We start from the raw sequence: 10,223 nt of genomic DNA on the forward strand, positions 1-10,223 counted from the left end.
GCCAACGCCTCCGGCACCGGCACCGGTGGCCGGTCCGCCGCAGCCGAGCGACGCCGAGCTCGACTACGCCGCCCTCGTCCTGTGCGGCCCCGACGAGTACGGCGGTCGCAGAGGCCGGCTGTTTCCCGACTCTCCCTACGACCCGGTGGCGGCCGAGTACCGCCGCCGCGCCGAAGCGGTGGCCGCGCTGCCGCTGCCCGGACAGGCCGTACGGCCCCGGGAGTCGGCGGGTTCCTTCGACCACCGCTTCGATGCCACCGCCCGCGCCGACATTCCGTCGGACGGCACCTGGCACACCGTCACCGTCGGCGAGATCCCGGTCGGCCTGCGCACCGAGTACCTCTGCGTGCCGTCCGTGGAGCAGACCGTGTACGCGACGTTGGTGCTCTCCAACGCGACCGACCAGGCACTGCTGGCCGGACCGGTGGAGGTCACCGTCGACGACGACTTCCTGCTGACCGCCGCACTGCCCACGCTCGCCCCCGGCGGTGTCCGCCGGGTGGGCCTCGGGCCGGCCGAGGGCATCCGGGTCACCCGTCGTACGAACCTTCACGAGTCGACCTCGGGCCTGCGCAACAACACCACCGTGCTCGACCACCGCGTCCACGTGGAGCTGGCCAACCGGCTCGCGGGGCCCGTCACCGTCGAGGTCCGCGAGCGAGTGCCGGTCACCTCCGAACCGGGCGTCCGGATCGACGAACGAGCCGACTGGACGACACCCGAGGAAGGCACGGGGCCCGATCACCACGCGCCGGGCACCCGCGTCTGGCGCGTGGACCTGCCCGCAGGCTCCACTGCCGCCCTCGACGGCGGCTACGAGATCCGCATCCCGACCGGCAAGGCCCTGGCCGGCGGCAACCGCAGGAGCTGACACACGCCATGTCCACGGCCCCGAAGCCGATCGCCCTCCCCGTCACCGCCGTCACGTGCCTGGAGGATCGCGCCCACATCGAACGCGCCACCGTGCTCGACCTGGAGGCGGGGGTCCAGCGGCTGCGTCTCGGGCCGGTCAGCGCGCTGGCCGTCGACCGGACCCTCCATGCCGAGCTGACCGCCGATCACGCCGCGACCGTGCTCGACGCGCGGATCGTCCGCAGCTGGACGCCGCGCGGACCACTGACGTCCACCGACGACGACTCCGCCCTGCGCCGCCGTGTCGACAGCCTCGAAGAGGAGCGGCTGGCTCTGGGACAGCGACGCGACCGGCTGCACGCCCGTCTCGGCCTGCTCGGCCGCCTCGCCACCGATCTGCTGCGGGAGATCGGTGAGGGCGCCGGCTCCGGGGAGAGCGAACGGCCCCGCTGGGCCCGCGAACTGGACCGGGTGGACGACGAGCGCGACGCGCACGGCGAGCAACTGCGCACCGTGGAGGCCCGGCTGGCCGCGCTCGCTGCCGAACTCGACGAAGCCCAGCGGGCCCTGGACCTCTCCGAGGAGATGCCCGCCGAGCTGGTCGGCCATGTCGAGTTGACCGTGGAGGCCGCGGTCGCCGGGCCGGTCGGGCTGCGCCTGAGCCACCTCACCCCGTGCGCGCTGTGGCGGCCCGCCTACCGTGCCGTGCTCGACGGGGACTCCCTGACGCTGGAGACCGATGCGATGGTCTGGCAGCGCACCGGTGAGGACTGGTCGGACGTACGGCTGACCTTGTCGACGGCTCGCTCGGCGCTGGCCGGCGATCCGCCGCGGCTGGGCGAGGACCGGCTGACGCTCGAGGACCGCTCCGCGGCGGAGCGCCGCACGGTCGACGTCGAACTGCGCGAGGAGGAGATCGGGGACCTCGGCCCGGCCCCGGTGCTCGGCCTGCCCGGCGTGGACGACGGCGGCGAGGCGCGGGTGCTGAGATCCCCCGCGCCGGTCTCCGTGCCGGGAGACGGCCGCGCCCACCGGGTACCGCTCTCCGTGTTCACCACGGCCGCGAGCAGCGAGTACGCCTGCTCACCCGAGGTGTCGCCGCTGGTCACCCAGGTGGTGCGGTTCGACAACCTGTCCGGCCACGCGCTGCTGGCCGGGCCCGTGGACCTGGTCCGTGGCAGCGGTTTCAGCGGCCGCGGCACGCTGGACTTCACCGCCCTGGGCGCCCCCGTCGAGCTGGCCTTCGGCAGCCGCGACGACTACCGGGTGGCCCGGCACGCCGAGGAGTCCCGCGACTCCGCCGGGATCACCCAGCGGACCGTGGTCACCCGCACGGTCCGGCTGCACCTGTCCCGGTTCTCCGCCCCCGGGGAGCACGGCGAGCGGCTCGTCGTCCTTCGGGAGCGGATCCCGGTCTCCGAGGTCTCGGCGGTCGAGATCCGCCTGCACCGGGATGCGTGTTCCCCGGCGCCCGACGTGGTCGACGCCGAGGGCATCGCCCGCTGGGACATCCCTCTCCCGCCCGACAGCCGCCGCACAGTCACCCTGGTCTACGAGTTGTCGGCGAGCGCCAAGGTCACCGGGCTCTGAGCGTGGCAGGCCGTTGCCCGCCTGCTGACGCCGGCCTGGTCGAGTGGTGGTCCGCCCCTTTCGCCGGCATGTCGTGCGTCTACCGGTAGGGCCTGAGCGAGGAACAGGTGCGGTTCACCGGTCGTCGCGACGCGGCAACCGCGCCTACGGCGGCAGCGCGCTCCGAGCCCGGCCTCGTCGGCGGTGACCCTGCTCCTGGTGGCGCTGCTGAAGAACTCCGAACTTCGGGCCGAACGCGCCGTCCAGAGCGAGCCGGACTCCATCGCAGCAGCCCTGTTGGAAGTCAGGGCGGCGGTGGCCCTGGAGAAGCACACCAGAAGCCACGGTCCGCCCTCGACCGGGGAGATCTTTCGGACGAAGAGTGGGCTCGACCGGAGCCGCACTTGCCGACGAATCGCGCGCGGGGTGGACGCTGGCAATCCCACCGCCGTGTGATCAACGGGATTCTGTTCCGGCAGCGGACCGGTCTCCCCTGGCGGGACCTGCCTCCCTGCTTCGGTAGCTGGAAGACGGTTCACGATCGTCATCGCAGGTGGTCGGCGGACGGCACGTGGGAGAGGATCCTGCGCGCCGTCCAGGCCGACGCCGATGCCGAGGGACGGATCGACTGGAGCATGGTCAGCGTCGATTCCACGACCTGCCGGGCTCATCAGCACGCGGCTGGTGCCTCCACCCGTGCCCCGAAAATCCCGGGTCGGCGCAGGAGCCCGGCGCGTCACCGTCCCGATGAGGCCCTGGGACGCTCGCGAGGCGGGCTCACGAGCAAGATCCACCTTGCTGGGGAAGGTGGGTGTCGCCCGCTCGGGTCTGTCATCACGCCCGGCCAGTGGGGGGACGCACCGCAGATGATTCCCGTCCTGGAAGAGATCCGTCTGCCCCGGCAGGCTGGTGGACGACCGCGCACTCGGCCCGACCATGTGGGGGGAGATAAGGCGTACTCAGCACGCCGTAATCGGCGTCACCTGCGCAGACGCCAGATCAGACACACGATCCCCGAGCCGAGAGACCAGCGGGCCAACCGCCGGCGCCGCGGCAGCCAAGGAGGCCGGCCCACAGGCTTCGACAAGACGATCTTCCGCCGCCGCAACGAGGTCGAGCGGACCATCAACCGCCTCAAGAACTTCCGAGCCGTCGCCACGCGCTTCGACAAACGGGCGTACGTCTTCCACGGGACGGTCACCGTGGCCGCGATCCGCCCATGGCTCCGTCCGCGGTGAAACGCCTCGTTCAGAGCTTGTCGGCACCTGGGTAGTGGTGGCGCAGTTCGCTGAGTAGGCGCGCGTCGACAGCCCTGACGTCCCAAGCTGAGCTGTCGAACTCGGTCTACCAGGGTGAGCGGGTGTCGCGGCGTGCTTCCGGGGTCTGTTCGGGCAGAGCCGTGTTTTGGTCGGTGCGCAGCAGCATGCCCGGGTCGGTTTCGAAGTCCTCATGGGGCGGTGCCGGCTGGTGGAAACGCTCGGTGCGCGGAATGGTGACTTCCACCAGCCGGCCCTCCTGGAACATCCATAGCCCGAAGCAGTCGTCGTCCTGGTCGCGAAGCAGAACTTGCACCGTATGCGGATGCGGCCACGGCAGCGACTCCAGGTGCCTGAGCAGGCCCTTGCGGGCACGCATTTTCTCGAACTCCAGGGCCCACCCGAACTCGTAGCCCCAGTGCCCCGCTATCGGGACGAAGCGACCTCGCCACGTGCGTTCCGGGTCGTCCTGGGTCAGCGGTTCCATCACCTCGTCCGACCAGCGGGCGAGGACGATGACCTCGGCGTCTCTACTCATGCCGGAGTATCACCGCATCCGCCTGATCCACCGCAACCAAATTCCTCAACCGACCGACGCAGCCAAGGTGGGCGGATTGGCGACGAGCTCTCAGTGCCAGCGAGCCCGACGACGGCGCCTTCGGAGAAGCTCATCTGTGCCTAAGCCACGGCCCTGATCAGCTCACACGACCCATCGGACAGCCCCTAGTCCGGACCTCCGTGACGGTCCCACGGTCCCCCCGGTTCGCCGGTTTCGCCGGTTTCGCCGGCGGGACCGTCACGGCTGCCCTGACTGGCTGCCAGTACCGCCCCCGCTCCGTACCGCTGGTTGGCGTTGGCGGCCACCAGTTCGCCCACCACCGTGAACACCTGTTCCAAGGTCCGACATGGGCAGCCACCCGCTGGGACGAACGCCCGAACCGCCGTCCAGGAGCACACACTTACCTGCGCAACCTCCTTGTTCGAAGGCTGCGACGTTGCGCGCAGCCCATTCGGCGAAGGTGCGGGGCGGGCGGCCGAAGCCCTGCTCGACATCGGGGCTCACTCACTGCTCAGACGACACTCCTGGCGTTGAACACGCGGACCGCGGCTCGTTGTCCACGGCCAGTTCCCTGATAGTGACCTCAGGCCTCCGATGGCCGCGCCAGTCCGGTGTGACGGTGAAGGTGAAGCACCCGTTCACAAGAGTCTCGCTGGTGAGGAAGACCCCCGGCCCGACGCCCAGTAGCTCTGCCGTCACTATGACATCAGGACCGCGCCGCTCGATCCTGACCAGGCCCTGAGCCGGCTTTCCCTGAGGGAAAACCCGAGCGATCTCGCTGTCGTCCAGCACACCGTCGGCCGCCGCCCCGACGAGCTTTTCCTGGCGAGTCTCAACACCCCTCCGCATATCAGCGCGGGCCGCTCCCTCGGCGCGGTCATCCGCCGTGGCCGCCCAGATCCACAGTCGGATGACACATACAAGAAGCAGCACGAGCACAGCCAGACAACCGTTGAACAGACACCCTCCGGCCGTTCCACTCCGCACTCCGTCGCGCCTCCCCATGACCCGAGCATGCCGGTGCCCAGACCGGCCAGGGAACACGAGTCCAAGCTGTTGCTCACTCCGCCCCTGCGCGAAACCAGTCGCCCCTGGGCTTGATGCGCCTTGACGGACGCCCCTCGCCCGAGTTCCTCCAGCCACGACACCATCGCCGACTCCAAGACGACGACGTCCCTGGAGCACGACGATCCACCGTCCGCCCACGAACGGCAACGGCGCACGGCATCACCAGCTCGCCACAGCGGAGCCACACCCGACTCGGTTCGGGTTACGAGGAGATTCGTTGCGCAGCCTCCAGATCTCCTTCCATCGGCGGGTGTGATCGGCCGCCGACAGCGGGTCGGGCGCGTCGGCCCGCCGCACCGCGAGGCTGACCCCACATTCCCTGCACAGCTGATGGATCCGGTGGACGCCGTCGTGCCAGGCTCTGGTGTTGTCCCAGCTTCCCGTATACACGGCACGTCAGGGCAGGAGCTTCATCGGGCGGGACCGACGACCGGAGCACCCGCTCGACGACCACTGGCAGCGGCTCGTCAGGATGGATTGCCGGCTCGGGACAGTGGGCGATGTTCCCCCACCCACGCTGCCGGTCTCGCCACAACTCGTCTGCCTTCACCTGCCGAAAGCCACGCGCTTCGTCCGCTCGGCGACTGCAGGCGTAGGCACGTTCATCGGCGAGCCAGAGCTGTCGGGCATGGTGCAACTCCTCGACGGCGCGTACGAGCGAGCTCGGATCCTTCTCCGGATGCCGGCCCTCGGCTCTTCCTTGTCGAATGCCGCGTTCCGCTCACCCTCATGCGGGGGTAGCCGGGCGGGACGGGTTGCGGTCATGCTGGGACCTGTTGAAAGGCTGTGTGACCCGGCCCCGGCCAGGACGCACGGCGTACCCGAACCATCGCTCGTTCCCCAGGTGAAGACTCTCGCCGGGAACTCCGTTCAAGGGCTGGGCCGGTCGGTCCCCCTCACGTTCCGACACGTTCCAAGGGCCGAGGCGCGAGACCCGCGCCGCCCCCCTCTCCGACCCGAGGCACTGCTCTCCGACCCGAGGCACTGCATCCCCGTACAGCCACTGTGCACAAGCGCGTTCGCACGCCCAGAGAGGCACTCCCGATGGATTTCTCCTATTCACCGCGTCTCGTCCGGCTCAAGGAAAGCGCTGTCGCTCTCGCTCAGAAGATCGAGGCCTACGAGGACGAGTGCGAGATGGCGGGCGGCCTCGGCCCCGAGAGCCGTGACGCCCTGCGCCGGATCGTGCTGGACAGCGGTCTGCAGGCGATGAACGCGCCCGTCGAGTGGGGCGGCGCGGGGCTGAGCTGGACCGAACAGGTCACCGTGGAAGAGGAGTTGGGGACACTCACCAACGGTCTGTGGGCGGCGGTGTGGCGCCCCACCGCCGCGGCGCTGCTGGCCTCGACCCCCGAGCAGCGGGAACGCTATCTGTTCCCGGAGAACCGCGGCGAGCGGTTCGGGGCCCGGGCCATCACCGAACCCGAGGCGGGCTCCGATCCCCGGCGGATCGCGACCGTCGCGGAACGCAGGCCCGGCGGGTACCGCATCACGGGCGAGAAGTGGTTCGTGACCATGGGCGATGTGGCCGACTACCTGATCGTGCTGGCGGTGGTGCAGCCCGACGGCGCGCCGACGATGTTCCTCGTCGACAAGGACACGCCCGGTGTACGGCTCCTCGAAACGCCGCGCTACTCCCACAACTTCGCCTTCGAGCACCCGCACTTCTCGCTCGACGGCGTCGAGGTCGGCGAGGACGCCGTCCTGGGGTCGGTGGGCGACGGACTGGCGCTGGTCCAGGCGACGTTCTTCGAGGAACGGGTACTGGTCGCGGCACACGCGGTGGGTGCCGCCGAGCGTGCCCTGCGGCTGGCCGCGGACTGGGCGCGTGAGCGGGTGCAGGGCGGAAAGCCCATCATCAAGCACCAGTTGATCCAGGCGATGCTGGCGGACTCCGCGACGGACATCGCCGTCAACCGCATGCTGGTCCACCGCGTCGCGTGGGACATCGACCAGGGCGGGGACCCCAAGACACTCAACGCGAAGGTGGCCATGGCCAAGGTGTCGGCCACGGAGGCCGCCGGACGGGTCGTGGACAGGGCGGTGCAGATCTTCGGAGGGCGCGGATTCATCCGGGACAACCCGGTGGAGCGTCTCTACCGTGATGTGCGCGTCGACCGGATCTGGATGGGCACCTCCGAGGTCCAGCGGCTGATGATCGCCAACGAGATCGACAAACGGGGGCTGCCTGGGCTGCTGCACTTCCCGGCCGCGGCCCCGGACGCGCCGGACCCGGCAGCCACGGCGGTGTCCGCGGACGACGCCGGCGAGGCGCTCCTCGAAGGAGCCTGGCGATGAGCGCGCCGGCCGTGGCGCGCCGGGACCCCGCGCGAGTGGTGCACGACGTCCTGGAGCCCTACCACGCGGTGCTGTACTACGCGCCCCAGGTCTACGAGGCGTTCCGGGGCGTCGGCTTGAGCGGCACCTGGCGTGGCTACTTCGGCGGACGCGCGGCACCGCTCGGCGCGGTCACCGCGCCCGTGGTCACCGCCGCCTTCTATCACTTCCGGCCGAGTCTGGTCGCCGCGGCGGTCCCGGCGGTGTGGGAGACGGCGGCGCCCGAGAAGGTGCTGGCCGCGCGGCTGGCCGGAGTGGACGCGGCGCTGCGTGCGGTACTGGGCGACGTGGTCGACGGGCCGGAACTCGCCGAGGCAGCGTCACTCGCGACGGACGCCGCCGGGGCGTGCACCGTGCCTGGACGGCCGCTCGGCGGAGCGAACGCCGCCCTGGAACCGCCCACGGCAGCGCATCTGGCGCTGTGGCAGGCGGCGACCACGCTGCGGGAGTTCCGCGGCGACGGGCATGTCGCCGCGCTGACGCACGCCGGATTCGACGGTGTCGAGGCGCTGGTGAGCATCACCGCGGCCGGCGGCGAGGTCCGGAAGGACATCCAGGCCCGGCGCGGCTGGACCGACGAGGAGTGGGCCCAGGGCGAGCGAAGGCTGCGCGACCGCGGGCTGCTGGACGCCGACGGGCAGCTCACCCTCGAGGGCCGAGTCGCCCGGAACACGGTGGAGGAGCTCACCGACCGGTTCGCCGCGGCGCCCTGGAACGCCCTGGGCCCGGCGGGCACCCGTCGGCTCCACGCCCTGCTCCGGCCGATCGGCGAACGCGTCATCGACGGGCTCCGGCTGCCGCTGTCCGTACCCACGGAGCCCTCGGACCCCTTCGACAGCTGACCCGGGTACCGCGCAGGTACCACCCAGGACGACGCCCCCAACCCGCTTGGTGGAGCACGTGACAGACCTGACCGACCTCGGCCCTCCCCACGTCCCGAGCGACCCGACCGAACTGGGCGATCCTCTCCCGGGTGGCTCCACCGACCCCCTCGGCGCACGTGCGCCGGGCGCCCCCGTCGTCCTCGCGGACGGCGGGCAGGACCTGCGGGATCTGCGAGACCTGCGGGACCGGATGGATCTGCGGCAGCTCGTCGACACGTACGCGCACGCCCTCGACCGGCGGATGGCGGAGCTGTTCGCGTCGCTGTTCGACGAGGGGGGTGAGCTGGTGCTCGTACGGCCGGCCGGCAGCGGTCGGGCACCCCTCGTCCTCGACGGGCGCGACGGCTGGGCCAGGGCGCTGGCAGTCCTGGAGCCGTGCCGTGTCACCACGCACTTCGTCGGCAACCACCTGGTCCGGCTCGCCGGGGACGGCGCGACCGGCGAGACGTACTGCCTGGCGCACGAGATCTACCCCGCCGACGGGCCGGACCGGATGCGCGTCCGGTCCATCCGTTACCGCGACACCTACCGCCGTGCCAGCGGTTCCTGGCTCTTCGCACGCCGGGAGCTGACCATCGACTGGACCGAGGACCGCGTCCTCCGTTCCTCCTCCGGCCCTTAGGGCCGCCCCACGACCGCCCGCGCCGCCCAGTATCGCTCCCCCAGGTCGGCGCGGGCCCCCCGCTCACTCCCCAGCACCGCGGCTGCCACCGGCGCGCCGCGGCGGAACGACCCATGCCGGCGAAGGACGGAACATGGTTGCAGAGAGTCTGCCCACCGAAAGCCGCGCACCCGCTCCGGGCGGAGGCGTCGCCGCCACCGCGCCGATCGACGCGTGGGCCCCCGACTTCGCGGGTGACGCACTGGTGCGGCGCGCGCACCGCATCAGAGAAGCCGCGCACCTCGTGCGGGAACGATCCAGCGGCCGGATGGGCCTGGCTCCCGGCAGCGAGTCCGCCCGGACCCGGCTGGCCGCCGACGGTCTGCACCAGGTCCTCGGCACGCTGCCGCCGCTCTACCCGGAGTGGCTGGGCGATCCCTCGTTCTGCACCGCCCACGGGGTCCGATTCCCCTACGTGGGCGGTGAGATGGCCAACGGCATCGCGACCACCCGGATGGTCGTCGCGCTGGCCCGGGCCGATCTCATGGGGTTCTTCGGCGCCGGCGGACTGGACCACCGGTCCGTCGAACAGGCCGTGACGGCCCTCGCGGCGCAGCTCGGCGACCGACGCAACTGGGGAGTCAACCTGATCCACTCCCCGCAGGAACCGGAGTTGGAGGAGCGGGTGGCGGGCCTCCTCGTCACCCGGGGCGTGCCCGCCGTGTCGGCGTCCGCGTTCATGGCACTCACTCCCGCGGTGGTTCGCTGCGCCGTGGCGGGACTGGCCACCGACCCGTCGGGCGTGATCGTCCGGCGCACCCGGATCTTCGCGAAGGTGTCGCGGCCGGAGGTGGCCGAACAGTTCCTGTCGCCCGCCCCGCCTGGCATCCTGCGTGCCCTCGTGGAGCGCGGCGAGATCACCGAACGGGAGGCCGACCTCGCGGCCCATGTGCCCGTGGCCGAGGATCTCACCGTGGAGGCCGACAGCGGCGGCCACACCGACAACCGGCCGCTGGGCGTGCTCCTGCCCGTCCTGCTCGCGATGCGCGCCGAACTCGCGGCGCGGCACGGCTACCGGGTGCCGCCGCGCGTGGGCG

The 10,223-nt window shown here is 71.4% G+C and carries 10 protein-coding genes; 8 read left to right on the forward strand and 2 right to left on the reverse strand.

What is annotated here, in order from left to right; all coding sequences use genetic code 11:
• The 4 genes from AWZ10_RS42025 to AWZ10_RS49365 all read left to right on the forward strand — a co-directional run.
• On the forward strand, window positions 1-871 hold an 871-nt coding region (locus tag AWZ10_RS42025; protein ID WP_159058555.1), incomplete at its 5' end, for a DUF4139 domain-containing protein.
• Between the two features lie 8 nt (window positions 872-879).
• A complete protein-coding gene (locus AWZ10_RS42030) occupies window positions 880-2,442 on the forward strand; it encodes a mucoidy inhibitor MuiA family protein (protein ID WP_060893745.1) in 1,563 nt (520 codons plus the stop codon).
• Window positions 2,443-2,640: 198 nt separating this feature from the next.
• Window positions 2,641-2,877 (forward strand): hypothetical protein, encoded by a 237-nt coding sequence (locus tag AWZ10_RS52690; RefSeq protein ID WP_167366041.1) that lies wholly within the window; start codon window positions 2,641-2,643, stop codon window positions 2,875-2,877.
• Window positions 2,826-3,659: an IS5 family transposase gene (locus AWZ10_RS49365; protein ID WP_079104662.1), complete on the forward strand. Its 834-nt coding sequence runs from the start codon at window positions 2,826-2,828 to the stop codon at window positions 3,657-3,659. Before AWZ10_RS52690 ends, AWZ10_RS49365 begins: the two co-directional genes overlap by 52 nt.
• Before the next feature lie 106 nt (window positions 3,660-3,765).
• On the opposite strand, the gene AWZ10_RS42045 is transcribed toward AWZ10_RS49365, so the two are convergent.
• Both AWZ10_RS42045 and AWZ10_RS53255 read right to left on the reverse strand, forming a co-directional pair.
• Window positions 3,766-4,215 (reverse strand): hypothetical protein, encoded by a 450-nt coding sequence (locus AWZ10_RS42045; protein WP_046710061.1) that lies wholly within the window; start codon window positions 4,213-4,215, stop codon window positions 3,766-3,768.
• A gap of 525 nt (window positions 4,216-4,740) precedes the next feature.
• Window positions 4,741-5,241, reverse strand: coding sequence for a hypothetical protein (locus AWZ10_RS53255; RefSeq protein ID WP_205576430.1), 501 nt, complete (start codon window positions 5,239-5,241; stop codon window positions 4,741-4,743).
• Between the two features lie 1,107 nt (window positions 5,242-6,348).
• On the opposite strand from AWZ10_RS53255, the gene AWZ10_RS42055 reads away from it, so the two are divergent.
• From AWZ10_RS42055 to AWZ10_RS42070, 4 genes are all read left to right on the forward strand, one after another.
• Window positions 6,349-7,602, forward strand: coding sequence for an acyl-CoA dehydrogenase family protein (locus tag AWZ10_RS42055; protein WP_060893749.1), 1,254 nt, complete (start codon window positions 6,349-6,351; stop codon window positions 7,600-7,602).
• Entirely contained in the window at window positions 7,599-8,483 is an 885-nt protein-coding gene (locus AWZ10_RS42060; RefSeq protein ID WP_060893750.1) for an SCO6745 family protein, read from the forward strand. Before AWZ10_RS42055 ends, AWZ10_RS42060 begins: the two co-directional genes overlap by 4 nt.
• Before the next feature lie 58 nt (window positions 8,484-8,541).
• A complete protein-coding gene (locus AWZ10_RS42065; protein ID WP_159058556.1) occupies window positions 8,542-9,147 on the forward strand; it encodes a nuclear transport factor 2 family protein in 606 nt (201 codons plus the stop codon).
• Between the two features lie 133 nt (window positions 9,148-9,280).
• On the forward strand, window positions 9,281-10,223 hold a 943-nt coding region (locus tag AWZ10_RS42070; protein WP_482258131.1), incomplete at its 3' end, for a beta/alpha barrel domain-containing protein.

It is taken from the genome of Streptomyces europaeiscabiei, from assembly GCF_001550375.1.
Lineage (GTDB): Bacteria > Actinomycetota > Actinomycetes > Streptomycetales > Streptomycetaceae > Streptomyces > Streptomyces europaeiscabiei.

Excerpts from the sequence above, each read along its gene's own strand:
- AWZ10_RS42030 (WP_060893745.1), top strand. The coding sequence starts at position 880 with ATGTCCACGGCCCCGAAGCCGATCGCCCTCCCCGTCACCGCCGTCACG.
- AWZ10_RS42045 (WP_046710061.1), bottom strand. The coding sequence starts at position 4,215 with ATGAGTAGAGACGCCGAGGTCATCGTCCTCGCCCGCTGGTCGGACGAG.
- AWZ10_RS53255 (WP_205576430.1), bottom strand. The coding sequence starts at position 5,241 with ATGGGGAGGCGCGACGGAGTGCGGAGTGGAACGGCCGGAGGGTGTCTG.
- AWZ10_RS42055 (WP_060893749.1), top strand. The coding sequence starts at position 6,349 with ATGGATTTCTCCTATTCACCGCGTCTCGTCCGGCTCAAGGAAAGCGCT.
- AWZ10_RS42060 (WP_060893750.1), top strand. The coding sequence starts at position 7,599 with ATGAGCGCGCCGGCCGTGGCGCGCCGGGACCCCGCGCGAGTGGTGCAC.